This window comes from Microbispora sp. CA-102843 (genome assembly GCF_050936215.1).
In the GTDB taxonomy this organism is placed as follows: Bacteria; Actinomycetota; Actinomycetes; order Streptosporangiales; family Streptosporangiaceae; genus Microbispora.
Genome location: NZ_JBNJNF010000001.1, coordinates 8,374,592 through 8,398,470, shown reverse-complemented (window position 1 = coordinate 8,398,470; position 23,879 = coordinate 8,374,592). Strand labels below are relative to the sequence as shown.

Annotated in this window: 19 protein-coding genes; 10 read left to right on the top strand and 9 right to left on the bottom strand. The window is 72.1% G+C overall.

Annotated elements, in window-relative coordinates:
• Positions 1-83 precede the first annotated feature (83 nt).
• Positions 84-3,002, top strand: a complete 2,919-nt coding sequence (locus tag ACQEVJ_RS38680; protein WP_433109656.1) for a CDP-glycerol glycerophosphotransferase family protein — start codon at positions 84-86, stop codon at positions 3,000-3,002.
• Positions 2,999-4,627, top strand: coding sequence for a glycosyltransferase family 39 protein (locus ACQEVJ_RS38675; protein WP_433109655.1), 1,629 nt, complete (start codon positions 2,999-3,001; stop codon positions 4,625-4,627). The genes ACQEVJ_RS38680 and ACQEVJ_RS38675 overlap by 4 nt, the downstream gene beginning before the upstream one ends.
• Here the strand turns inward: ACQEVJ_RS38675 and ACQEVJ_RS38670 are convergent.
• Positions 4,594-6,174 (bottom strand): stealth family protein, encoded by a 1,581-nt coding sequence (locus tag ACQEVJ_RS38670; protein ID WP_433109654.1) that lies wholly within the window; start codon positions 6,172-6,174, stop codon positions 4,594-4,596. The genes ACQEVJ_RS38675 and ACQEVJ_RS38670 overlap by 34 nt on opposite strands.
• A gap of 154 nt (positions 6,175-6,328) precedes the next feature.
• Between ACQEVJ_RS38670 and ACQEVJ_RS38665 the strand changes: the two genes are divergently transcribed.
• Positions 6,329-7,219, top strand: coding sequence for a CDP-alcohol phosphatidyltransferase family protein (locus ACQEVJ_RS38665; RefSeq protein ID WP_433109653.1), 891 nt, complete (start codon positions 6,329-6,331; stop codon positions 7,217-7,219).
• A gap of 124 nt (positions 7,220-7,343) precedes the next feature.
• Positions 7,344-8,384, top strand: coding sequence for a sulfotransferase family protein (locus ACQEVJ_RS38660; protein WP_433109652.1), 1,041 nt, complete (start codon positions 7,344-7,346; stop codon positions 8,382-8,384).
• Positions 8,385-8,402: 18 nt separating this feature from the next.
• On the opposite strand, the gene ACQEVJ_RS38655 is transcribed toward ACQEVJ_RS38660, so the two are convergent.
• The 3 genes from ACQEVJ_RS38655 to ACQEVJ_RS38645 form a co-directional block, all read right to left on the bottom strand.
• Positions 8,403-9,500: a LacI family DNA-binding transcriptional regulator gene (locus tag ACQEVJ_RS38655; protein ID WP_433109651.1), complete on the bottom strand. Its 1,098-nt coding sequence runs from the start codon at positions 9,498-9,500 to the stop codon at positions 8,403-8,405.
• A 24-nt stretch (positions 9,501-9,524) separates the two neighbouring features.
• Positions 9,525-10,403 carry a PfkB family carbohydrate kinase gene (locus tag ACQEVJ_RS38650; RefSeq protein ID WP_433109650.1) on the bottom strand — a complete coding sequence of 293 codons (879 nt, stop codon included), beginning with the start codon at positions 10,401-10,403 and terminating at the stop codon, positions 9,525-9,527.
• A 67-nt stretch (positions 10,404-10,470) separates the two neighbouring features.
• Positions 10,471-11,472 (bottom strand): SIS domain-containing protein, encoded by a 1,002-nt coding sequence (locus tag ACQEVJ_RS38645; protein ID WP_433109649.1) that lies wholly within the window; start codon positions 11,470-11,472, stop codon positions 10,471-10,473.
• A 361-nt stretch (positions 11,473-11,833) separates the two neighbouring features.
• Between ACQEVJ_RS38645 and ACQEVJ_RS38640 the strand changes: the two genes are divergently transcribed.
• From ACQEVJ_RS38640 to ACQEVJ_RS38625, 4 genes are read left to right on the top strand one after another with little or no spacing between them, the layout of a single operon-like run.
• On the top strand, positions 11,834-13,159 hold the full coding sequence (locus ACQEVJ_RS38640; protein WP_433109648.1) for an ABC transporter substrate-binding protein: 1,326 nt from the start codon (positions 11,834-11,836) through the stop codon (positions 13,157-13,159).
• Between the two features lie 14 nt (positions 13,160-13,173).
• Positions 13,174-14,061, top strand: coding sequence for a carbohydrate ABC transporter permease (locus ACQEVJ_RS38635; protein WP_433109647.1), 888 nt, complete (start codon positions 13,174-13,176; stop codon positions 14,059-14,061).
• Positions 14,058-14,891, top strand: coding sequence for a carbohydrate ABC transporter permease (locus tag ACQEVJ_RS38630; RefSeq protein ID WP_433109646.1), 834 nt, complete (start codon positions 14,058-14,060; stop codon positions 14,889-14,891). Before ACQEVJ_RS38635 ends, ACQEVJ_RS38630 begins: the two co-directional genes overlap by 4 nt.
• Positions 14,888-15,733, top strand: coding sequence for a TIM barrel protein (locus tag ACQEVJ_RS38625; RefSeq protein WP_433109645.1), 846 nt, complete (start codon positions 14,888-14,890; stop codon positions 15,731-15,733). Before ACQEVJ_RS38630 ends, ACQEVJ_RS38625 begins: the two co-directional genes overlap by 4 nt.
• Before the next feature lie 23 nt (positions 15,734-15,756).
• On the opposite strand, the gene ACQEVJ_RS38620 is transcribed toward ACQEVJ_RS38625, so the two are convergent.
• From ACQEVJ_RS38620 to ACQEVJ_RS38600, 5 genes are all read right to left on the bottom strand, one after another.
• The gene (locus tag ACQEVJ_RS38620; protein WP_433109644.1) at positions 15,757-18,372 is read right to left on the bottom strand and encodes an FtsX-like permease family protein; all 2,616 of its coding nucleotides are present in this window, start codon (positions 18,370-18,372) and stop codon (positions 15,757-15,759) included.
• Positions 18,369-19,049, bottom strand: coding sequence for an ABC transporter ATP-binding protein (locus tag ACQEVJ_RS38615; RefSeq protein ID WP_433113209.1), 681 nt, complete (start codon positions 19,047-19,049; stop codon positions 18,369-18,371). The genes ACQEVJ_RS38620 and ACQEVJ_RS38615 overlap by 4 nt, the downstream gene beginning before the upstream one ends.
• Before the next feature lie 56 nt (positions 19,050-19,105).
• Positions 19,106-19,642 carry a PadR family transcriptional regulator gene (locus ACQEVJ_RS38610; protein ID WP_433109643.1) on the bottom strand — a complete coding sequence of 179 codons (537 nt, stop codon included), beginning with the start codon at positions 19,640-19,642 and terminating at the stop codon, positions 19,106-19,108.
• Between the two features lie 127 nt (positions 19,643-19,769).
• Complete coding sequence (locus tag ACQEVJ_RS38605; RefSeq protein WP_433109642.1) at positions 19,770-19,976, bottom strand: hypothetical protein; 207 nt, start codon at positions 19,974-19,976, stop codon at positions 19,770-19,772.
• The gene (locus tag ACQEVJ_RS38600) at positions 19,966-21,888 is read right to left on the bottom strand and encodes a PspC domain-containing protein (RefSeq protein ID WP_433109641.1); all 1,923 of its coding nucleotides are present in this window, start codon (positions 21,886-21,888) and stop codon (positions 19,966-19,968) included. Before ACQEVJ_RS38600 ends, ACQEVJ_RS38605 begins: the two co-directional genes overlap by 11 nt.
• A gap of 143 nt (positions 21,889-22,031) precedes the next feature.
• Here ACQEVJ_RS38600 and ACQEVJ_RS38595 point away from each other — a divergent pair, with 143 nt between their 5' ends.
• Entirely contained in the window at positions 22,032-23,207 is a 1,176-nt protein-coding gene (locus ACQEVJ_RS38595; protein ID WP_433113206.1) for an ATP-binding protein, read from the top strand.
• The gene (locus ACQEVJ_RS38590; RefSeq protein WP_433109640.1) at positions 23,204-23,842 is read left to right on the top strand and encodes a response regulator; all 639 of its coding nucleotides are present in this window, start codon (positions 23,204-23,206) and stop codon (positions 23,840-23,842) included. Before ACQEVJ_RS38595 ends, ACQEVJ_RS38590 begins: the two co-directional genes overlap by 4 nt.
• Positions 23,843-23,879: the final 37 nt, after the last annotated feature.

The window sequence follows — 23,879 nt, the reverse complement described above, 5'->3', positions numbered from 1 at the left end:
GCGGGTCAAGAGGTTCCCAAGAGACCGTAAGGCAATGGGGATGGGGCGGGTGGCGTGCCGCCGCGCGTCGGCATGCTGACGGCGTGACGGTGCCTGCCAGGCTCTCGGTGGTCGTCCCCCTGCACGACGGGGAGGAACACGCCGAGGAATGCCTCGAATCCCTGCGCGACCAGACCCTGGACGACATGGAGGTGATCCTCGTCGGCCACCCACGGGGCCTACACCCGCCCGACCACAGGTTCACGCTCCTCACGCTCGGCGACGGCGGCGACGACCCCGGCACGGCGCGCAACGCGGGCGCGGCCTTCGCCACCGGGCGCTACCTCGCCTTCGCCGACCCCGGCTCGGTCGTCCCCGCGGACGCCTACCGCGCGCTGGTCGGCGCCCTCGACCACACCGGCTCCGACCTCGCCTGCGGGCGGATCCGCACCTGGACGCCGTACTCGCCGGACCAGGCGCCCGTCCCGGCGGCGAAGGCCAGGCTGCGCACGCACATCACGCGGCATCAGAAGCTGCTGGACGACCCGCGGGCGGGCGGCACGGTGTTCCGCCGGGAGTTCTGGAACCGGCACGGGTTCGCCTTCCCAGCGGGCCTGGGCGAGGACTTCCCGGTGACGATTCCCGCGCACGTGCTGTCCACCTCGGCCGACGTGCTCGGCGACGTGGTCTGCCTCACGCGCGGGTCCCGGCCGCCGGCCGACCCGCTGCGCCGCCTGCGGGCCATGCTGGAGGTGTCGGACCTGCTCGGACGGCACGCGCCACAGCTGCGCACGGCCTACGACCTGCGCCTGGCGGAGGGGCCCGACCTCGAAGCCGTGCTGGAGGCCGTACGCGACCGGGTTCCGGACAGGCTCGCCGAGGCCCTGGGCCACCTGGACTCCGGTGCCATGGAACGGCTGCCGGTCCTCAAGCGGCTCCAGATCCACTTCGCCGCGCACGGCATGACCGGCGAACTGGCGGAGCTGCGGACGTTCGCCGCGTCGGAGATCAGGCACCGGGGCGTGCTGCGGCGGGGGCTGAGGCGCCGCCGCTGGTATCTCGACTACCCCTTCCGCCGCGACTCCCGGCTCCCGCGCTCGCTGTTCGACGCCACCCGTGACCTGCGGCTCGTCGCCTGTGTGGACGACGTACGCCACGCCGACGGCAGGCTCGCCCTGACCGGCCACGCGTACATCGCCCACCTGGACAGCGGGCGCAGCCGGATCGAGCTGTGGCTCCAGCGGGGGGAGGAGCGGATCACCCTGCCGGTGCGGCGGACCCGCAGGCCCGACGCGACCGCGGACTCCCGCCAGTCGGTCGCCTGCCACGACGACTCCGGCTTCGAGACCGTGATCGCCCTCGACACCCTGCCCGCCGGCCGGTGGGCGCTGCACGCGCGGGTCGGGGCGCGGGGCGTGACCCGCGCGGGCCGGGCGGCCGGGGCCACGGGCGAGCGCGTCTTCGACGCCGGGAACGTGCTCGTCTCCCTCACCCGCGACCGCGGGCTGACGCTCGGCCCCCGTGCCGCCGGCGGCCCGCATCCCGATCCCGACGGCCAGGTGAGCACAATTCGATGGACGGAGTCCGGCGAGCTGGTCCTGGAGGGGACGGGCCGGTGCCCGGCCGGCCGGATCGTCCTGGAGCGCGGCGCGGAGCGGCATTCCTGGCCGGTCCGCCAGGACGAGGCGACGTGGACGGCCGCCATCGGCAGGACGGCCGAGGGACTTCCGCTCAGCAGCGGGACCTGGCGGGTGTTCGCCCTGTCACCGGCGGGCAGGGACGAGCGCGTGTGCCTGAGCCCGGCCCTGATCGCCGACCCGCCCCGGCCGCGGGTCACCGGCTTCCACGAGGTCTCCGTCCGCACCTCCCGCGACGGCGAGCTGAGCCTCGCGGTGCGCCCCGCCCTTGACCCGCACGAACGCGGGCCGTACGCGACGCGCAGGCGGCGGTCGGCCGCTCCACGAAGGGTGACCCTGCGGAACGCGGCGGTGTTCGACAGCTACGGCGGCGGGCAGTACTCGTGCAATCCCCGGGCCGTCTCGGAGGAGCTGGCGCGCCGCCACCCCGACGTGGAGATCGTCTGGGCCACCCGGGACGGGCAGTTCGCCGCCCCGCCGGGCGTGCGCCTGGTCCTGTACGGCTCGCGCGAGCACGAGGAGGCGCTGCGCACCAGCCGCTTCGTCGTGGCCAACCGGCGCACGCAGCCGGGGTGGTATCGCAAGCCGCGCGGGCAGACGGTCGTGCAGACCTGGCACGGCACGCCGCTCAAGCGGCTGGGGCTCGACCTGGAGGGCATGCCGTACGCGCAGCGGGTGCCGCGCGACGAACTGGCGCGGCAGGTGGCGACCTGGGACCTGCTGCTGTCGCCGAGCCCGTTCGCCACCTCCGCGTTGCGCGGGGCGTTCGGCTACCAGGGGGAGATCCTGGAGTCGGGCTACCCGCGCAACGACGTGCTCTTCGATCCCGCGCGCGCCCGCGCGGCCCGGCGGCGGCTGGGCCTGCCGGACGACCGGCGGGTCATCCTGTACGCCCCGACGTGGCGGGACGACGAGACCACCGGGCGGCTCGCGCTGGACCCGGCCAGGGTGGCCGGGGCGCTGGGCGACGACGACGTGCTGCTCGTGCGGGCGCACTATCTGGTGGCGCGGGAGATGACGATCCCGAACGGCGACCGCATCCACGATGTCTCCAAATTTCCGGACATGGCGGATCTCTTGGCCGCCACGGACGTGCTGGTCACCGACTACTCGTCGGCGATGTTCGACTTCGCGTGCACCGGCAGGCCCATGGTGTTCTTCGCGCATGACCTGGAGCGCTACCGGGACGAGGTGCGCGGCTTCTACTTCGACTTCGAGGCCGAGGCCCCCGGGCCCGTCCTCAGGACCGGCGACGACGTGCTCGACGTGCTGCGGCACGGCGACCTCGGGCGGTTCGCGGCGCGCTACGAGCAGTTCGCCCGCAGATACTGTCCCTGGGACGACGGGCACGCCTCGGCGCGCGTGGTCGCGCGCATGCGGCCATGACCCGCGCATCCCGGCCCGTCGGCGGCCATCCGCCGCGCCGTGCCGCCGAGACGCCGTCACAGCCGGGCCCGCCGACGCGGCACGCCACGCCACACGCTGAGGTGCCCGAGCCGGCCGCCCGACTGGACCGGCCCGCTGTCGTGATCCTCGTGCCGGCCGTTCTCGCGCTGGCCGCCGGGCTGTGGGACCTCGGCGGGCCTCCGCCGTGGCGGGACGAGGCGGCCACCGTCAGCGCGGTCGGCCGCTCCTTCCCCCAGCTGGCGCACCTGCTGCAGTCGGTCGACGCGGTGCACGGCCTGTACTACGCGCTGATGCACGTCGTCGCGGGCCTGTCCGGCACGGGCGAGGTGGCGCTGCGGATCCCGTCGGTCGTCGCGGGCGCGCTGGCCGCGGCCGGGACCGGCGCGCTCGGCCGCGCGCTCGGCGCCCCCCGGGCGGGCCTGTACGGTGGCGCGCTGCTGGCCCTCATGCCCGTCTTCTCCAGGTATGTCCAGGAGGCCCGGCCGTACGCGATGACGGCGGCGGCGGCCGTCGGCGTGACCCTGCTGTTCCTGCGCGTGCTGCGGTCGCCCACGTTGGCTGTCCTGGCGGCGTACGCGGCGGCGCTGACCGTGCTGGCCTACCTCAACCTGTTCGCGTTCCTGGTCGTGGGGGCGCACGGCGTCGCCGTGATCCTGTCGAGGGGACCGCTGCTCCGGTGGGCGTGCGCGGCGACGCCGGCACTTGCGGCCGTCGCGCCGATCGCCTGGCTCGGCTCCCGGCAGAGCGCCCAGGTGGGGTGGATCCCCCGGCCGGGTGCGGCCGACCTGGGCAGGCTGGCCGTCCAGCTGTTCGGCGACCTGGGAGGCGCGACGGGCCCCGGGGTGGCCCCGCTGACCTGGGCGCTCGCGCTCTTCGGCCTCGTGTACGCCGCGGTCGTGGGCGTCCGCCGGGCTCGCGCCGCGCGCCGCCTCGAAACAGCCGCCGGGACGCCCGCCGGGACGCCCGCCGCGCTCGTGCGGCTGACGCTGCCGTGGCTGCTCGTGCCCGCGCTGGTGCTGCTCACGGCCTCCTGGGCCGTCCATCCCGTGTACGTGTTCCGCTACGTCTTCTGCTGCGTCCCCGCGGCGGCGCTGCTCGCCGGGGCGGGCCTGGCCGCGCTGCCCCCCGGCCTCGCCGCCGCCGTGCTGGCCGCCTGGCTCGGCCTGTCGGTTCCCGGGCAGCTCGCCACGCGCGGGCCGGACGGCAGGCAGGACGATCCGCGGCCGGTCATGGCGCTGCTCGCGGCCGAGGCGAAGCCGGGGGACGGGGTCCTGTTCGTCCCCGCCAAGGTCAGGAAATACGAAGCGGTCTACCCGTCGGTCTTCGGCAGGCTCCGCGACGTGGCGCTGGCCCTGTCACCCGAGCGGGACGGCAGCTTCCCGGGCCGCGAGGTGGGCCCCGGGGTGCTCGCCGCCCGGCTCGACGGGCTGCGCACACTCTGGGTCGTCGGCCACACGGGCAAGAACGCGATGCCCGCCCGCAGGCGCGCCCTGGTCGCCCGTACGTTCGTCCCGGCCGGTCGCTGGACCTTCCGCGGCCTGTTCGTGGACAGGTACGACCTGCGGCACGCTCACCGCTCGAACGGCGCCGGGGTGGGGAAGTAGGCCTCCAGGAACCGGGCCAGCAGCGTGTCCTGATCGGCGGTGGTGGGGGCGGTGTCGTTGAGGCAGAACACGTCGTGCCTGCGCCGGGCCAGCATGCGGCGCAGCTTGGCGGGCGTCTTCGGCAGCGACAGGTCCACATAGGTGTAGTCGACCGTGCCGGGGACCGCCCGCCCGCTCAGGTAGCCGTAGTAGTGCGCCAGCGAGGACACCACCGAGATGTCCCGCGACGTGCGGAACCTGCTGCGGGCGGTCGCCGCGAACTCCGCCGCGAAACGCTCCTCCAACTCGCGCATGAGCGACCGGCGCAGCGCGTACGGCACGTGCTTGAGCTTCTGCGTGATCGTGCGGCCGGTCAGGTTCTCCAGGATGCGCCGGTTGTTCATGCCCGCGGCGTGGACCGGGGACTCCTCGGTCTCCGGCACGCCGAAGGGCACGTGGACGGTGCTGGGGAAGAAGCGGGTGATCCCGTTGCCCTCGAAGAACGTCCGGGGAGGCAGCGGCCGGCCCAGGAAGAAGTCGTCGTTGAAGTACAGGAAGTGCTCGCTGAGCCCGTCGATGTGGTGAAGCTGCGTCTCGATGGCGTGGGAGTTGAACACCGGCAGCACCGACGGGTCGGTGAAGATCTCCTTGTGGTCGACCACCGCGATCATGGGATGGGTGGTGTCGAGCCACGGCGGCGTCTGGCCGTCGGTGACGATCCACACCCGGTTGATCCAGGGGGCGTACATCAGCAGGGAGCGCAGCGAGTAACGCAGCTCGTCCCTGCTGGTGAAGCGTGCCTCCGTGGTCGCCATCTCGCTCAGCGGGGCGCCGGTGCGCCGCGCCTCGTCGCGCTCGGCCTGGTCGCGGCGCGCCCGCCAGGCCGGGTCGGCGCCGTCCACCCACGTGTAGACGGCGTCGATCGGGAAGTCGATGTCGTCCAGCAGTCGCCGGACGAACTCGGGCCGGGTGCGGTAGGCGCGGGCCCGGCGGGCGGCGCACGCCAGCGACGTGAACAGCTCCTCGCCGCCGTCCACGGCAGGGCCGTCGGCGGGGACGCGGTCGCAGGCGGGGTTGGGCCTCGGGGCGACCAGCTCGTCGCCCTCCCGGGCCCAGAACTCCAGGTCGCAGCCGTTCTCCGGGCCGAGCATCAGCGTGCGCGAGGGGCTGGCGAAATACATGGCCAGCCGCACGACCTTGGCGTCGCCGAGCAGCGCCGCCGCCCGCCGCGCCGGGCGCATCCGGCCCGCGTCCGCCTGGCGCGCCCGCGCCCCCTGCCTGCCGTACGGCTGCCGCGCCGCGAACAGCGGATGAGCGCCGGCGGCGAGCGCGGCGAGCGCGCGCGTGCGGTCGTCCTCGGGCACGGCGATCACCGGCGGCCGGTTCGGCAGCGGGCGCACGCAGAAGTAGGGCACACCCGCCTTGGCCAGCAGGGCGCACACCACGTCCAGCGTCTCGCGCTGGGCCTGGAGCGGACCCGCGTCCGCCCGGATGAGCGCGGCCCGCGGTGCGGGTTCCCACGACGGCAGCCGCCCCTGCAGCCGCCGGTACAACGTGACAACGGGCATGGTCTCCCCCTCGACCACGGACTGTAACGGATCGGCGACCGGATTGGCGGATGGTTTACGTAGATGGGGGAGACGGTCAAGAACGGGCAACGAGATGCCCTCCCTGTTACCGAAGAGACGCGAACGGCTACCCGTTGTAGTCATTCTTGCCTGCATGGGGGGCTTCACGCTGGACGACATACTCGCGACGCGCAAGCCGAGAGACTCGTGGTGGACCGTCTTCATGGTCGATCCGCTCGCCTGCCGGCTCGCGCTGCTCGTGGCCAATCACACATCGATCACGCCGAACGGGCTGACCCGGCTGTCCATGCTGATCGGCTTCGCCTCGGCGGCCGCCTTCGCGGAGGGCATGCTCGTCGCCGGGGCGGCTCTGTTCTATCTGAGTTTCACGGTCGACTGCATGGACGGCAAGATCGCCCGGCTGAAGGGCACGGGGACGCCCTTCGGCCTGTGGCTCGACTACGTCGGCGACCGGGTGCGGGTGGTCTGCTGTGCCTTCGGGTGGGGGTTCGGGGAGTACACCCGCACGGGGGACACCGACGTGGTGCTCGCCGCAGTCGGCGTCGTCGTGCTCGACCTGTTCCGCTACATCAACGGCCCTCAGCTGAAGCGGGTCAAGGACGCCACCCGTGCGCTGCTCGAGGCGCGTATGGACGGGCAGTTCGTCCTCGCCGAGAGCGTCCTGCGCGCCAGGCCGCGGACCGAGCTGGGCCAGGCCGCCGCGGAGTTCGGCGAGGTCGCCACCGACGACGGCGCCACGGTCGTCGACCTGCAGAAGGCGTTCCACGCCCGCTTCCCCTGGTATGACCGGTTCCGGGTCTTCCTGGTGCGGCACCGGGTGCGCACCCACGTGGTGAGCGGCATCGAGTTCCACGCCGCGGTCTTCGTCGTGGGCCCGCTGTTCGGGCGCGGGGCCCTGGTGCCGGTCTCGGCCGTGGCCGGCACGCTGCTGCTGGCGTTCGAGATGAGCCTCGTCTACCGCGTCTGGCTGGCGGCGCGCCAGGTGCCCCGCACCGCCGCCGAGAAAAAGAAGATCGTTGTCTGACCGGCCGTCTCGGCCGGATCCGCACGCTCGTACGGCATGACGCCGTAGGACCCGCGTCACGAGCCGCGCCCGGGGGAGGGCCGCGGCCTGGCGTCTGGCAATTTCACCACGGGGGATAGAACTCATGCATTCGGACAGGCCTGTCTTCGTCGTCGGCTGCCCGCGCTCCGGCACCACCATGCTGCAGCTCATGCTGCACTCGCACCCGCACATCGCGGTCCCGCCCGAGACGCGGTTCCTCGTCCCGGCCTACTTCTCCCGCCGGGCGTACGGCGACATGCGGCTGGCCGACAACAGGCGCAGGCTGGCGACCTGGATCGCCGAGGGCAGGACCACGAAGTTCCACGAGCTCGGGCTTAGCCGGCCCGACTTCGTCCAGGCCGCCATGCTCGGACCGGGCAGCTTCGGCTCGGTCATCGGCATGGTCTTCAAGTGCTACGCCGAGCGCTTCGGCAAGTCGCGCTGGGGCGACAAGCGGCCCAGCTACTACCGGCACGTCGAGATGCTGATGCGGATGTTCCCCGACGCGCAGTTCGTCCACCTCGTCAGGGACGGCCGCGACTGCGTGGCCTCGCTCAAGCAGATGCCCTGGTACAAGGCGGACGCCGTGCACGCCATGGCCAATTGGGCCGAGGCCGTCGACTTCGGCCGCCGGCACGCGCGCAAGCTGCCGGCCGGCAGCTTCTACGAGCTGCGGTACGAGGACCTCACCGCCGACCCGGAGACCGAGCTGAAGAAGCTGTGCGTGTTCCTCGGCGAGGACTACGACCCGGGGATGTGCGAGCCGCGCCACATGGCCGAGCTGGCCGTGCCCAAGCACAAGGTGTGGCACAGCAACACGCACGAGGAGGTGACCACGGCCCACTCGGGCAAGTGGGCCTCCCGGCTGGAGCCCTGGGAGATCTCGCTGTGCGAGGAGGTGCTCGGCGAGCGGCTCACCGCGTACGGCTACGAGCTGAGCGGCGCGCGCAAGCCCGACCGCGAGCACGTCGCCGCCTACAAGGCGGCGGGGGCCAAGCGCCGTGCGGCGCGGCTGCGTAAGTACAACCGCGACCGGCTCACCCGGCTGCGCGAGCCCGGTCCGATGGCCGCCCTGCTGACCGAGGGCCAGCGGCGGCTCGCCGGCCTGCCCCAGCAGCGCTCCTACGAACTGCTTCCCCGCTGACATCCCCGCTCGAGCACGTCAGGCGCCTGGCGGGGGGCCGACCGACGACCGCACGATGAGGCGGGAGCGGAGCGTGTGCGTCTCCCGGCCGGGCTCGGTCCCCCGCACGATGTCGAGGAGCACCTCGGCCGCCTTCGCGCCGAGCTCGTGCACCGGCTGCTCGATCATTGTCAGCGGCGGATCCATGACCGCCGCCCAGGCGCTGTCGTCGAACCCGATGAGCGCGACGTCGCGCGGATAGGAGAGCCCGGCGGCCCGCAGGGCGCGCAGGGCCCCCGTCACGGCCTCGGTCTCCGTGCAGAACAGCGCGGTGATGCGGTCGGGCAGGGCGAGCATGCGCGCGACCTCCTGGGTCACCCGCTCCTCGACCTTTCGCTCGACCATCACCAGTTCGGGGTCGAAGGGAATCCGCGCGTCGTCGAGTGCGTCGAGGTAGCCCCGCAGGCGCTCGCCGTCGGTCCACAGGTTGCGCGACGCCGCCGCCAGCAGCTCGCGGCGGGTCGCCGGCGGCTGTCCCATGGGCGGGCCCCACACGAAGCCGATCCGCCGGTGCCCGGCCGCGATCAGCCGCTCGACCGCCTCACGCGCCGCGTCGCGGTTGTCGATGACGACCGCGTCGAGGTCGAGCGCCGGGATGGCCCGGTCGACCAGGACGACGGGGACGCCGCGCTTCAGCGCCTCCTTGACGTGGCCGACCTCCCGGCCGCTGACCGCGGCGGACGCGATGATCATGCCGTCGACGCGCTTGTCGATCAGCACGTTGGTGGCGGCGACCTCCTCGTCGAGGTCCTCGTAGGTGCTCAGCACGATCGTGTCGAAGCCGCGGGCCCGGGACGCGTCGCAGACGCCGCGGACCAGCCCGGCGAAGAAGGGGTTGCCGATGTCGGCGACGATCACCCCGATGGTGTGGCTCACGCCGGTCGACATGCTGCGGGCAAGGGCGTTGGCGCGGTAGCCGAGCTTCTCGGCCGCCGCGAGCACGCGTTGGCGCAGCTCCGGGCTGACGTGTCCATACCCGCCGAGCGTGCGGGCGGCGGTCGCCCGCCCGACGCCCGCCTCGGCCGCCACCTCGGAGATCGTCGGCCGCCCGGCGGCCTGGCTCCGCTCAGCTGGCATGGATCGCGTTCCTCCCTCTCGGTTCTACAAAAGCTTAGTTAGAACGGGCCGTCCGTGGCCGAACGCGCCCTCCACCAGGCATTGCTCGTAGGCCGACCGCGCGCCGTCGTGGAGCGCGCGCTCGACGGCGTCGCGGTCCGGGGACGTGCCGGTGGTCCAGCCGCTGTGCAGCAGCGAGACGGCGAACCCGGCGAGGAAGGCGTCGCCGCAGCCCATCGTGTCGACCATCAGGGCGGGGTCCTCCACCCGGCGTGCGGCGGTCGCGACCGTGACCCTGCCGTCGTGCGCGATGGCTCCCTCCACGCCGCGCGTGGCCAGCGCGAGCCGCGCGCCGTGCCGTACGGCGTCGGCCAGCAGCGCACGCGTGGCGGCCTCGTCGAGGTGCGAGCACGACAGCAGCACCAGGTCGGCGTGCGGGCAGATCCGGTCGAGGTAGTCGGGGGCGCGGAACTCGTCCTCGCTGGACAGGTCGAAGCTCACCAGCGGGCCGAGCCCGGCCAGCTTGGGCAGCTCGCTCTCGCTGCGGGAGTACACGCTGGAGTGCACCAGGTCGAAGGAGGCCGCGTACCGCAGCAGGTCGTCGCCGAGGACGAGCGGTTCCCGCAGCGTGACGCCGCCGCCGTTCCAGCCGAGGAAGACGCGGTCGCCGTCGTCCACGCGCAGTGTGGAGACGCCGCTCTCACCGGTCCGCACGACGCAGTGGTCGATCGCGACCCCCTGGGCGGCGATCGAGGCGCGCAGGAAGTCGCCGAGGTCGTCGTCGCCGAAGACGCCCAGGTAGGCCGCCTCCAGGCCGAGACGGCGGGCGTAGACGGCCACGTTCACGCTGTTGCCGCCGGGGTACTCCACGCCGCGGTCGACGAACTGGTCGACGATGTTGTCGCCGAAGCCGAGGACTCTCAAAGGACTCTCCTGTGGACGGGCCCCCGCGCCGGCACGCGCGAGGGCCCGGAAGGGGGGGACGGCGGGATCAGTAGTCCATGACGCGGTAGTAGCGGCGCAGGTCGAGAGAGTGGTCGCGCACCCGCTCCAGGTGCTTGCTGACGCGGCTCATGACGGTGTCGAGGACGAGCGGCGCGAGCAGGCCGCGGAACTCCGGGCTGATGCCGTCGAGCGGGTAGTCCTTGGTGTCGAAGACCGTGACGTCCTTGGAGATCCGCTTGGCGAAGGCCTCGGCGCGGTCGGTGAGCGCCCTCGCCTCGTCCTCGCCCTGGAAGACGATCACACTGGTGTTCTCCTCCACCAGTTCGAGCGAGCCGTGGAAGAACTCGGCGCTGTGCACCCGCGTGGTGCGCAGCCACTGCATCTCCTCGAGGATGCACATGGAGTAGAGGTAGGTGAACCCCCACAGGTTCCCGCCGCCGATGAGGAAGTAGTAGTCGCTGTCCCTGTGGGCGTCGGCGAAGGCCTCGGCGACCGGCTCGGCCTGCTTGGAGACCTCCAGGAGGATCCGCGGGATGTCGTCGAACTCGGCGGCGAACTTCTCGTAGCCGTCGAACTCGCCCCGACGCGACAGCAGCCGGCCCATGAAGAGCAGCATCTGCATGTCGAACGGCCACGTCTTGGGCTCGGTCAGCAGCACGAGGTCGACGTTCTGGGCGATCGGCGAGTCGGGGTAGCCGGTGAAGCCGACGGTGTAGGCGCCCTTCGACTTGCAGAACTCGATGGCCCGGACGACGTCGTCGGTGGTGCCGGAGACCGAGGTGAAGATCGCCACCGAGCGCTCGCCGAGCGCCTTCTCGTCCGCGGCGATCAGCTCGGCCGCGATCACCGCGCGCACGTCGAGGGTGGACCGCTGGCGAGCCAGGCGCTCGTACGGCCACATCTGGGCGTAGGTGCCGCCGGCGCCGACGAGGTAGAGGTTGTCGAATCCCCCGTCCACGAGCCGATCGACCAGTTCCTCGATCCGCGGGCGCAGCGCCACCGCGCTCGCCAGCTGGGAGAGGAATTCCGGCTCGTTGAATCCGAGCATTGTCGCGTCCTTTCGGGATCACCTGCGGACCGGCGGCGCCCCTGCTGCCTGATACCGGTATCACGCGGGGGTCACGCTGGCACAGGTGAACGTACGGCGTCAACACCGCCCCCGTGTTTCCCGTGCGCTGACGGGTTCTACCTGCTGCTTCTTTCCGTCTGCGGTCCTGGAAGCGAAGTGCCCGGAAAAATTCTTGAAACTAGGGCTGGTACCGGTATCAGATGCTCTGTACAGTCACCCCACACCAAGCGGGTCGTACCGGCGGATCCCAGTGCCTCCCGGCATCCCAGTGCCCCGGCACCGGCGGTCCTCCCTCCCCCAGTTGGACCAGCCTCAGCGAGACCAGAGAGAAAGGAAGCCCATGCGCCCTCGCGCATTGACGACGTTCGCGGCACTCGCCGGGACGTCGGTGCTCGCCCTCGCCGGTTGCACCGGCGGCGGGCAGGCGGACAAGGCTCCCGCGGCCGACGTGACCGCCGCCCCCGACTACTCGGGCACCCTGAGCATCCTCACCAAGTTCGCAGGGGAGCCCCTGGAGCCGTACTTCGAGAACCTGGCCGCCGCGTACGAGAAGCTCCACCCCGGGGTGAAGGTCCAGCTCATCCAGGAGACCGACCAGAGCATCAAGGACAAGACCAAGACGCTGACCGCGTCGAACGCCCTGCCGGACGTCTACTTCACCTGGACTGGCAACTGGGCGGAGAACTTCGTCCGCGGCGGCCGCGCGGCCGACCTGACCAAGGTCGTCGGGCCCGGCACGGAGTGGGGGAAGACCTTCAGCGAGGGGGCGCTGTCGGCCTTCGCCTACGACGGCAAGTACTACGGGATCCCGCTGTACGGCAACGGCAAGTTCATGGGCTACAACAAGGCCGCGTTCGCCAAGGCGGGGGTGAAGGTGCCCGCCACGTTCGAAGACCTGATCGCCGCCTGCGGCCCGCTGCGCAAGGCCGGGTACGAGCCGATCGCGTTCGGCAACAAGGACGGCTGGCCGGCCCTCCACTACCTGCAGCAGATGTTCGCCTACGACGTGCCGTGGGACACGCTGCAGGCCGACCTCAAGCCCGCGACGGCGAAGCTGGCCGACCCGGGCTACGTCACCGCGCTGACGCGGTTCAAGACCCTCGTCGACACCTGCACCGACACCAAGAGCGGCACCAACGGCGTGCTGTACAGCTCGGCGCAGGAGAAGTTCGCCGACGGCAAGGCGGCCATGTACTACCAGGAGATCCTGGAGTTCGACAACGAGACCGCCAAGGGCAAGCTCCCCACGGACGACTTCGGCATCTTCCAGATGCCCGCGCCGCAGGGGGCGAAGGGCGACGCCACGGTGGTCGAGGGCGCACCCGAGGGATACCTGGTCAACGCCGCCTCGCCGCGCATCCCGCTCGCCGTCGACTTCATGAAGTTCGTCACGAGCGTGGAGAACGCCAAGACGCTGTCGTCCCCGCCGTACGGCCAGCCCAGCACGGTCATCGGAGCCGTCACGCCCGAGACCTCCAGCAAGGCGGTCTACGAGGGCGTCGGGCTGGTCAACAAGGCGCCGAAGCTGGCCGCCTGGCTCGACACCGTCACCGTGCCCGACGTCGCCGACGCGTGGCTGTCCGGCGGCGAGGCGTTGATCACCGGTGGCAAGACCCCGGAACAGGTGCTCGAAAGCGTCCGCCAGGCCTCGGCGTCCGCGAAGTAGCCGGAGGAGAGCAGGTGCGCACCATCGGCAAACGGGCGCTCGGGCTCGCGTGGGTCGTTCCCGCCCTCGTGCTGGTCGGGGTGTTCGTCTACTTCCCGCTGGCGGAGAACCTCGGGTTCAGCACGCTCAAGTGGGACATCTACAGCGGCAGCCAGGAGTACGTCGGCTTCGCCAACTACACCAAGCTCGTCGAGGACCCGGTCTTCTGGCGGTCGCTCGGCAACAACGTGCTGTACGCCGTGGTGTCGATCGTGTTCCAGGTGTTCGGGGCGCTCGTGCTGGCCGCGCTCATCGAAGGCGTGCGCAGCGAGCGGTGGCAGCGCGCCCTGCGGGCGATCTACTTCATCCCCTCCGCGATCTCGCTGACCGTCGCCGGCCTGCTCTTCTACTTCATCTACGAGCCCGACCTCGGCCTGCTCAACCACCTGCTGCAGGCGGTCGGCCTCGGCGGCCTCGGCCACTCGTGGCTGGGCGAGGAGAGCACGGCCATGCCGGCGATCATCGCGATGAGCCAGTGGCAGGGCTTCGGCTACTCCACACTGCTGTTCGCCGTCGCCATCCAGCGGATTCCCCGCGAGATCTACCAGGCCGCGGCCCTCGACGGCACCGGCCCGGTCCGCCGCTTCTTCCACGTGACCGTTCCCCTGGTGCGAGAGATGACCGGCGTGATGTCGATGATCACGATCTCGGGGGCGTTCCAGGTGTTCAACGAGGTCATGGTGATGACCAGCGGCGGGCCCGACAACTCGACCCAGGTGCTGGGGACCTGGCTCTACCGCAGCGGCTTCGTCCGCAACGACTTCGGCTACGCCGCCGCGATCGCGACCGTCATCTTCGTGATCACGCTCGGCATCGCCGTCGCGCAACTGTGGGTCGCGCGCAGGAGAAGGGTGGCGTGGTGAGTCGCATCGGCTTCCTGGGGGTGGTCGCCCGGATGTTCCTGTGGGCGTTCCTGCTCTGCCTCGCGGCCGTGGTGGTCTATCCGCTGCTGTGGATGGTGCTCAACGGCTTCAAGACCAACGGCGAGATCTTCGGGAACCCCTTCTCGCTGCCCTCGCACTGGAGCTTCGACAGCTACCAGAAGGCATGGAACCGCGGGGTGAGCAACTACCTCACCACGAGCGTGCTGGTCACCGTGACCTCGACGATCGCGACCGTGTTCGTGAGCGCCTGGGCGGCGTACGGCCTCACCCGGGTGAACATCCCGTTCTCCAAGCTGACCACCGGGGTCATCCTCGGCGGGCTGATGCTCGCCCCGAGCGTGGCGCTCGTGCCGCTGGTGAAGATGTTCCAGGCTATGGGCCTCTACAACAGCTTCTGGGCGCTGCTGATCCTCTACACGGCCTTCCGGGTGCCGTTCACCACCTTCCTCATCCGGGCGTACATGCTCGATCTGCCGCGCGAGGTGGACGAGGCGGCCGAGATGGACGGCTGCGGCCGGTGGACCGCCTTCTGGCGGATCATCCTGCCCATGTGCAAGCCGATCATCACCTCGACCGTGCTGCTGCACATCCTGTTCGCCTGGAACGAGTACCTGTTCGCGATGGTCTTCACCAGCGGCGCGGGCGTGCAGACCCTTCCGGTCGGCCTGATGAGCCTCATGAGCAAGCACGGCACCGAGTTTCCCGTCGTCTTCGCCGGCATGGCGATCGCGGCCTTCCCGGTCGTGCTGCTGTTCTTCGCCGGGCAGCGTTACATCGTCAAAGGACTCGCGGACGGAGTCGGAAAATGAGCCCCATGCCCCTGATCACCGGATCGAACTTCTCCTACCAGCACCTGCCGTTCGAGCGGTTCCTCGACGACGCCGCCGACCTCGGCCGCGAGGAACTGGAGTTGTGGGGGATCGCCCCCCACTTCCACGTGCCGCAGGTGAGCGACGCCGAGGCCCGCGCCGTACGCCGCCGGGCCGCCTCACGCGGCCTGCGGGTGCGTTGTCTCACGCCCGAGCAGGTGGCGTACCCGGTCAACATCGCCTCGGCCGACACGCGGCTGCGTGCCTCCAGCATCGCGATGTTCCGCCGGGCGGCCGAGCTGTGCGCGGAGCTCGGCGCCGAGTTGCTCCTGCTCACGCCGGGCCGGGGATACGAGGACGAGCCGGTGGAGGCGGCGTGGCGCAGGTCCGCCGACGCGATCGCCGAGATCGCCGGGTACGCCGATGGCTTCGGGGTGACCTGCGTGCTCGAACCGCTTCAGCGGGTGGAGTCGAACCTCCTCAACGACTCGCGGGCGCTCGCCAGGATGCTGGACGAGGTCGGCGCGCCGAACCTCGCCGCCGTGCTGGACACCGTTGGCATGGCGGTCGCGGGGGAGAGCGTGGACGACTACTTCGACGCGCTCGGCGACCGTGTTCGCCACGTGCACCTCATCGACGGCCGCCCGGCCGGGCACCTGGCGTGGGGCGACGGGGAGCTGCCGCTGGCCGACTACCTCGCCGCCTTCTCCCGGCGCGGTTATGACGGGTTCATGACGTTCGAGCTGTTCGGTGACGGCACCTACGCCTTCGCCCCCCGGCCCGTCGTCGAACGCTGCCTGTCCGCCGTGGAGGCCGCCCTCGCGCCGGGCGCGACCGCGTAGCCGCCATCGTCAGGCCGCCGTCGTCAGGTCGCCCTCCGCCGGGGGAGCGGCAGGCGCGACCGCGTGAACGCGGCGCCGCCGAGCGCGGCCAGCAGGGGAAGCGCCACGACGAGCAGGCCGACGAGCGCCCAGGGCATCGCGATCGTGGGGGTGCCGCCCGCCGGCACGGTCGTCGTCACCCCATCGGGACGCAGGAACACCGCCGGGTGGGGATCGGGGTACCGGGCCGCGGCGATGCCCGGAGCCAGACCGGCGAGCACGCCCGTGACCGAGCCCAGCAGCGCGATCACCAGAGCCTGCCCGGCGACGACCGCCCGCTTCACCCGCGGTGCCGCCCCCACGGCCGACATGGTCTCCAGGTCCGGACGCGCCTCGGCGGCGGCCAGCATGGTGGCGACGAACGTCATCCCCAGCACGAGCACGGCCGCGGCGATGCCCAGCACGAGCAGGAGCATCGTGTCGTCGGGAGCCTCCGGCACTTCGAGTCGCACGGTCGCCTTCGCGGTGATCCGCTCCACCTTCTCGACGATCCGGTCCGCCGTCGCCCTGGGGACGCGGAAGTCCGCGGGATCCACCACGAGCATGGCGGTCGCGGTGCCGTACCCGTTCTTCGCGGCCACCTCGGGCGCGACGACCGCGCGGGCCCAGCCCTGCCCGGTGGCTCGCACGCCGACGGCGGGCAGCGTGAGCGACGAGGAGTCGCCCGGCCCGGCCTCGGGCATCAGATCGATCCGCACCTGTCCCTGCCGGATCACTGCCGGGTTGAGCACGACGGCCTTGCCCTCGTGGAGCGCAGCCACCGCCCCGGGGTCCTCGCGCCGCAGCGCATAGCGGAGCAGGTCGTCGTTCCCGACCAGCAGGCCCCCGGATTCGCTCGGGTCCGGCCACTCCACCCTGCTGGAGTTCGGGGCGTCGTCCGGTACGGAGGCGTACACGGGGACGCCGGATTTCGTCGCGAGTATCCTCGCCTCGACCAGCGGCACGCCGGCGGGGAGTTCCTGGCGCACGGCGGAGCGGACGCGATCCCAGAGCCCGGGAGTGAGGTCCGGTCCGGCGATCCACAGCGCTCCGGTGGGAGCCTGCGGGTAGTCCTGCGCGTACGCCGGCCTCTGCGCGAGTTTGCTCTGCCAGGTCAGGCCCACCGCCGTGAGCGCCACGACCGCGGTCATCACCGCGGCGATGGCGGGCGCCGTACGGCCCCTGTTGCGTACGGCGTCCCTGGCGGCGAACCGGAGCGGCAGGGGGAGGCGGGCGGCGAGCCGGGCCACGGCCGCGATGAGCGCCGGGGTCAGGGCGACCAGGCCGAGCTGGGTGACCAGGGCCGAGGTCGCGACCCAGCCGAGCTCGTGACCCGCGCTCACGACGGTTGCCGCCGTGCCCGCGACGACGAGCAGGATCCCGAGCAGCGGCCGGCCCGCGTGCTCACGGCCTCGCTCGCGTCTGCCCGACAGCACGGCGACGGGGTCCGTACGGCTCGCCGAGACGGCCGGGGCGAGGGCGGCCAGCAAACCCGCGAGGACGCCCAGCGCCGCGGCCGTCGCGACCGCCGCCCAGGGGGCGGCGAACGGGCCGAGCAGGTATCCGGCCCGCCGCTCCAGCAGCGGTCGCGCGAGCCAAGCTGCCACGACGCCCAACGCCGCGCCCGGCACCGAGGCGGTTACGCCGGACAGGAGGCCGTCGGCGAGCGCGATCGTCCGCAGCTGCGCGGCGGAGCCGCCCTGGACGGACACGAGCGCGAACTCGCGCGACCTGCGCAACCGCCCCATGGCGAAGGCCGGGCCGGCCAGCAGGACCACCTCAAGCAGCATGATCGCGACCCACGGCGCGCTCTGCGGGAGGGAGGGGCCGCGCGGTGACGGCTCATCCGGCCGCACCCCGTCGATTACGGCGTGGCTGACGACCACGAGGCCGCGTGCGTTGAGCCGTCGCACGTCCGCCCACGTCACGGGACGCGGAGAGTCCACGAGCCAGCCGCGCGACATCAGCCCGGGATGGACCGGCCCGAAGGCCGTGTCGGGCAGGCTGCCGGGAAAGGCCGCGAGTGCGGGCGGGAACCCCGCCAGGTCGAACAGGACGACGCCGACGACCAGGAGCGGCCGGCGTTCCTCGCCGACGAAGAGCGTGACTCCCGGTGCAGCATCCGGGGACAGTCGGTCGGCGGACACGACCGCCTCGCCGGGGGCGGTGGGAAGCCTGCCCTCGATCAGCCGGAACGTGCCCCGGGACATCGGATCGTTCAGATCGACCTGACGAATCCGTCCGAAGTCGTACCCCTGCGGGGTCAGGTAGCGGAAATCCGCCTGGGCGAAGGGGACGATCCGGTTGCCGGGACCGAGAAGCGCCGTGATCTCGGCCGGGGTGAACGGCGTCCGATCACGTTCGGGCTGCCAGCGGATGTCGTTCCCCCACGCGTCCTGCGTGAGCCCCGTCCACTCGTGGGCGCCGGTCAGCAGCGCGTCGGCCTGCCCGAGCGGGTAGTGCTGACGGTCGGGCATCGATCCCGGGCCGAAGACGGCGCTCAGCACGAAGGAGGCGAGGGCGACCGGAAGCCCGATCATCGCGAGGATCAGCGCGCTGCGCCACTTCGACCGCCGGGCGTTGCGGCGGGAGATCCGCAACGCGGCCCTGACACCCTTCATCGGGCGGTCTCCATCCGGTCGGCGGAGTCGGCGATCCGCCCGTCCTTGAGGAAGACGACGCGGTCGGCCCAAGCGGCGTAGCGCGGCTCGTGCGTGACCAGCAGCACGGCGGCCCCGGCGTCGGCCCGCTGCCGGAGCACTTGGATGATCTCGTCGCCCGCCCGGGTGTCGAGGGCGCCGGTCGGCTCGTCGGCCAGGAGCAGCCGCCGTTCGCCGACCAGCGCGCGGGCGATGGCGGCCCGCTGGCGCTGGCCGCCCGACAGGTCGTCGGGGAACCGGTCGCCCAGGTCGGCGAGCCCGACCTCCTCCAGCACCGTCAGGGCCTCTCGCCTGGCCTTCGCCGTACGGACGCCGTCCAGCTCGCGCGGCAGCGCGACGTTCTCTGCGACGGTCAGCGACGGGATGAGGTTGAGGTCCTGGAAGACGTAGCCGGCGCTTCTGCGGCGCAACTCCGCCAGTTGCTTCGGTGACAGATCCCGCAGCTCGCGGCCTTCGAGCGTCACCGATCCCTCCGTCGGGCGGTCGAGCCCGCCGGCGAGGTTGAGCAGGGTGGACTTGCCGGACCCGGAGGGGCCCATGACCGCGACCAGCTCCCCGGCGTGGACGTCCAGGCTGACGCCCCGCAGCGCGTGGACGGCCCCGGTCCCCTCGCCGTGGACGCGTACGACGCCGGTCATGCGGACGACCGGTTCGCCGTCCGGCGCGGGTAACCGGTCCGGAGGTCGGTTCTCGGTCACGGATTCTCCTCGGAGGGACGGGCGAGGACGGCCTCGCAGTGGTCGAGCCAGCGCTGCTCGGCCTCGGCATGGAAGATCATCGATTCGATGACCAGGCGCTGTGCGGCCTCGGCGGACGCGTCGAGGCTCCGCATGGCACGGGTGAGCTCCTGCAGGCCCCGCATCGTCGCGGACCGCTGGGCCCGGATGACCGCCGCCACGTCCACGCCGGGCGTGGTGACCGCCATCGCGAGCTTGATGACGAGCTCGTCGCGGGGCCGGTCGGCCCGCGAGACGGGTTTGGCGAACCACCGGTCGAGCTCGTCGTGGCCTTCGGGGGTGATGGCGTAGCGGACCCGGCCCTGCTCGTCCTGGTCGCCCTGGTCCTCGCGGGACACCAGGCCATCGCGTTCGAGGCGGGACAGCGTCGTGTAGACCTGCCCGATGTTCAGTGGCCAGGTCGTCGCCGTGGACGCTTCGAACTCGGCCCTGAGCTGGTAGCCGTAGCGCGGGCCCCGGCTGAGCAGGGCGAGCAGGCCGTGTCGTACCGACATGAATACTCAGTATGCATACTGAGTATTCCCCTGGCGGCAGTTCGGCCCAAAAAACTCAGAAAAGCCGCGAGAAGACGAAAGGCCGGCACCGCGCGGACGCGGCACCGGCCGGAAGCGGATCAGCGGATCAGCGGCGGATGGCCTTGGCGAGGATGGCGACGAAGGCCGCGAAGCCCAGACCTCCGACGAGGACGGGCGCCATGATGACGGCGTCGGGATCGGGCCCGGTCAGGTAGCGGATGCCCATGCCGATGAACAGCAGGCCGCACAGCAGGGACATCCAGTCCGTACGGTGCACCCGGCGCGGGCGCTCGGGTCGGGACTCAGGCTGCACGGCGCACCTCCACGTCACCGATACCGGCCTTGACGTGCAGCTCGATCGTCGGCGCGTCGCCCTCGACGGGCGTCTCCGGCTCCAGGACCCGTTCGAAGTTGACGTCCGCGCCGTCCTCGACCTTGTGGTCGATCTTCACCTCGCCCAGCTTGGCGGAGCCGTGCACCTCCACCCGGGCGGTCGGCGGGACGATCACGGTGAGCTGTCCCATCGACACCGAGGCGTCGAACCTGACCCGGCCGCCCGGCTTGAGCGTCACGTCGCTCAGGTCGAGCTTGCCCTCGCCGATTCCCAGTTCGTAGGTGCCGGGTGACTGGACGGTGCCGACGGGGTGCCAGACGAAGCTGCCGACCTTGCGGGGGATGCCGTTCACCGTCGAGCTTCCCACCAGCACGAGGGCCACGATCGTCCCGGCGGCGACCAGTGCCGCGCCCCGGCCGAACCAGGCCGCGACCAGCAGGCCCGCTCCGATCGTGACGAGGACCGCCCCGCCGACGACCGGCAGGCCGACCGAGCCGGAGCCGGTCCGCTGCATGGTGACCATGATCCCTCCAACGATCAGGGCGAGGCAGATGGTGAGGCCGCCGACGAACGACTTGGGGCGCTTGGGCTTCACGGGCCGCGGGGGCGGCGGCGTGGGCGGGGCGTAGGGGCTCGGCGCGTAGTAGGGCGAGCCGTAGGGCTGGTAGGGCTCCCGCGCCGTGTAGGGGCCGTGGGGGGCGAAGGGCTCTCCGGATCCGTATCCGTGCCCTCCGGCTCCGTGTCCCCGCATGCCGTGCCGGTGGTCCTGGGCGCCGCCGTGGCCGTACGCGCCCGCTCGCGCCTCACGGGCCAGGTCGGACAGCCGCCGGTAGCCGTCGTTCGCCGGAGGGGCGGAGACGGAGGGCCCCGGCGCTCCGGGGGCCCAGCCGGCCGGCGCCCCGTAGACGTCCGGTCCCGGTGTGTGCGGGTCCAGTGCGTTCGGGTCCAGTGCGTTCGGGTCTGGGGTGTGCGGGTCCGGGGTGTGCGGGCCCGGGGCGGGCTCCGCGGCCAGACGGGCCACGGATTCGAAGGGCCGGGTCGGCGGGTCGCCTTCGGCCCGCCCCGCCGGTTCCGCCGGGTCCCCGGCGACGGCCTCTTGGACGAGCGTGTCGTCCACGGCCGTGTCCTTCGGGGGTGTGTCCTTCGCCACCGGGTGCTGGATGATCGTGTCGTGGATCGCGGTGTCGTCCGCGGCTCTGTCCGCGGTCGCGGCGGGGGTGGCCGGGCCGGGGTCCGCGGTGTCCGTCGCGGGCGCCTGCGCGGCGGACTCCTGCGGCGCCGGTGTCTCGCGCAGCGGTGTCTCCGCCATCGGCGCTCCCGCCCCGGGGGCGCCGGTCGTCGCCCCGTACGGCTCCCGCGCGGAAGGCTGGGTGAAGGGCGCGAACGGCGCGAAGTTGGGGGTGGCCCGGGTCATGCCGCGCCGTCCGGTCGCCCGCTCGGGCATCGACTTGGCCATCGTCAGCAGGTCGACGCCGCGCGCGTGGGCGGCCATCAGCACGATGGCCAGCAGCGTGCCGACCACGATCGTGCCGCGGTTGATCCCCCCGGAGGCGACGTTGATGATCAGGCCGAACGCGAAGACCGCGGCCAGTAGCGCGAGCACGGTCTCGGCGTCGAACAGCCGCCGGGTCCACTGCTCCAGGTGGCCGGGGCCGCCGCCAGGCTGGCGCATCAGCAGGAACGCCGCGACGTACAGCATGACGCCGATGCCGGAGGCGAGGACCAGCACCGCGAATCCGACGCGGAAGAGCACGGGGTCCATGCCCGTGAACCTGCCGAGGCCCGCGCAGACGCCCGTGATCATGCGCCCGTCCCGGGAGCGGCTCAGCACCTTCTCGGGCTCGGGCGTGCCGGCGGGGTCGGGAGCGGGGGTCGGTGGTGCCTCGGTCATGGTCCCATCCTGGCCTCGCCCGCCGTATCCCTGCCATCGGGGGAACCCCTGACTCGTCCCCGACCCCTCAGGGGCGGCGTCAGGGCATGCCCTGATGCGCTCATGCTCTATGACGTGTGACGATGCTTCCCGAGATGTCTGAGATGCCTAACGCCCCTGCGGCGTACCCACGGATGGTCCGGCCCGCCTCGGGCCGGGTGGTCGCGGGCGTCGCGCAGGGTGCCGCCGCCCAGCTGCGGCTCGACCCCGTCGTTCTGCGCCTCGCGTTCGTGCTGCTCACCGTCGTCGACGGGCTGGGCGTCGTGGCGTACGCCGCGCTGTGGATGTTCACCCCCAAGGAGGAGGTGAAGGGCCGCCAGCCGGCTCGCGAGTGGGGCCAGCTCGCGGCGTACGGCGTGCTGTGGCTGGCGCTGGCGGCCTTCGCGTGGATGACGGGCGCCTCCAGCGGCGGGTTCGGCACGTGGCCGATCGCGGTCTGCGGCATCGGCGCGCTGATCCTGTGGCAGCAGGCCGACCCGGGACGGCGGCAGCGGTGGATGTCCGGCGCGGTCAAGCAGGTCAGCGCGACCTGGGTGCGCACCGGCATCGGGGCGCTGCTCGTCGCCGTGGGTGCGATCGGCTTCCTGGCCGCGAGCGGCGAGCTGGCCAAGGCCAGGACCGGGCTCGTGTTCACCGCCGTCGTCGTCGGCGGCATGCTGATGATCGCCGCGCCCTGGCTGGCCTCGCTCGTGAAGGAGCTCCAGCGGGAGCGCACCGAGCGCATCAGGCAGGAGGAGCGGGCCGAGGTGGCCGCCCACGTCCACGACTCGGTGCTGCACACGCTGACCCTCATCCAGCGCAACGCCCACGACGCGCGGGAGGTCGCCCGGCTCGCCCGGTCGCAGGAGCGGGAGCTGCGCAACTGGCTCTACCAGCCCAAGCAGGACGCCGACGCCACCCTCGCCGCGGCCGTACGGCGGGTCGCGGCCGAGGAGGAGGACGCCCACGGCGTGCAGATCGAGGTGGTCTGCGTGGGCGACTGCGAGCTGAACGAGGGCCTGGTGGCCCTGCTGCAGGCCGCCCGGCAGGCGATGGTCAACGCGTGCAAATACAGTGGGGCTCCGGCCGTCTCCGTCTACGCCGAGGTCGAGCCCGACGAGGTGACGGTGTTCGTCCGGGACCGGGGCAAGGGCTTCGTGCTCGACGACGTTCCCGGGGACCGGATGGGCATCCGCCAGTCGATCATCGGCAGGATGGAGCGCAACGGGGGAAGCGCCCGGGTCAGGACCGAGCCGGGCGACGGAACCGAGGTCATGCTGACCATGAAGAGGGAGCCATGAAGACCGTACGCGTGTTGATCGTCGACGACCACCGGCTGTTCCGGTCCGGCGTACGGGCCGAGCTGGGGCCGTCGATCCAGGTGCTCGGCGAGGCTGAGGACGTGGAGTCGGCGGTGACGGCGATCGGCGAGCTGCAGCCCGACGTGGTGCTGCTCGACGTGCACATGCCGGGCGGCGGCGGCCAGGAGGTGCTGAGGCGCGTGCTCGGCTCGGGCTCCCAGGTGCGCTTCCTCGCGCTGTCGGTGTCGGACGCGGCCGAGGACGTGATCGGGGTCATCCGGGGTGGCGCCCGGGGCTACGTGACCAAGACGATCAGCGGCGCGGAGCTGACCGACGCGATCATCCGGGTGTCCGAGGGCGACGCGGTGTTCTCGCCGCGGCTGGCCGGGTTCGTGCTCGACGCGTTCGCCTCGACGGAGGCCCCGCCCATCGATCCGGAGCTCGACTCGCTCACCCAGCGGGAGCGCGAGGTGCTGCGGCTGATCGCCCGGGGTTACGCCTACAAGGAGATCGCCAAGGAGCTGTTCATCTCGGTGAAGACCGTCGAGACCCACGTGTCGAGCGTGCTGCGCAAGCTGCAGCTGTCCAACCGCCACGAGCTGTCGCGCTGGGCCACCGCCAGACGTCTGGTCTGAACCCATCTGTGCGTACCCGTCTGGTGCGATCGCCCCC

Excerpts from the sequence above, each read along its gene's own strand:
- ACQEVJ_RS38675 (WP_433109655.1), top strand. The coding sequence starts at position 2,999 with ATGACCCGCGCATCCCGGCCCGTCGGCGGCCATCCGCCGCGCCGTGCC.
- ACQEVJ_RS38670 (WP_433109654.1), bottom strand. The coding sequence starts at position 6,174 with ATGCCCGTTGTCACGTTGTACCGGCGGCTGCAGGGGCGGCTGCCGTCG.
- ACQEVJ_RS38665 (WP_433109653.1), top strand. The coding sequence starts at position 6,329 with ATGGGGGGCTTCACGCTGGACGACATACTCGCGACGCGCAAGCCGAGA.
- ACQEVJ_RS38660 (WP_433109652.1), top strand. The coding sequence starts at position 7,344 with ATGCATTCGGACAGGCCTGTCTTCGTCGTCGGCTGCCCGCGCTCCGGC.
- ACQEVJ_RS38655 (WP_433109651.1), bottom strand. The coding sequence starts at position 9,500 with ATGCCAGCTGAGCGGAGCCAGGCCGCCGGGCGGCCGACGATCTCCGAG.
- ACQEVJ_RS38645 (WP_433109649.1), bottom strand. The coding sequence starts at position 11,472 with ATGCTCGGATTCAACGAGCCGGAATTCCTCTCCCAGCTGGCGAGCGCG.
- ACQEVJ_RS38640 (WP_433109648.1), top strand. The coding sequence starts at position 11,834 with ATGCGCCCTCGCGCATTGACGACGTTCGCGGCACTCGCCGGGACGTCG.
- ACQEVJ_RS38625 (WP_433109645.1), top strand. The coding sequence starts at position 14,888 with ATGAGCCCCATGCCCCTGATCACCGGATCGAACTTCTCCTACCAGCAC.
- ACQEVJ_RS38620 (WP_433109644.1), bottom strand. The coding sequence starts at position 18,372 with ATGAAGGGTGTCAGGGCCGCGTTGCGGATCTCCCGCCGCAACGCCCGG.
- ACQEVJ_RS38615 (WP_433113209.1), bottom strand. The coding sequence starts at position 19,049 with ATGACCGGCGTCGTACGCGTCCACGGCGAGGGGACCGGGGCCGTCCAC.
- ACQEVJ_RS38610 (WP_433109643.1), bottom strand. The coding sequence starts at position 19,642 with ATGTCGGTACGACACGGCCTGCTCGCCCTGCTCAGCCGGGGCCCGCGC.
- ACQEVJ_RS38600 (WP_433109641.1), bottom strand. The coding sequence starts at position 21,888 with ATGACCGAGGCACCACCGACCCCCGCTCCCGACCCCGCCGGCACGCCC.
- ACQEVJ_RS38595 (WP_433113206.1), top strand. The coding sequence starts at position 22,032 with ATGCCTAACGCCCCTGCGGCGTACCCACGGATGGTCCGGCCCGCCTCG.
- ACQEVJ_RS38590 (WP_433109640.1), top strand. The coding sequence starts at position 23,204 with ATGAAGACCGTACGCGTGTTGATCGTCGACGACCACCGGCTGTTCCGG.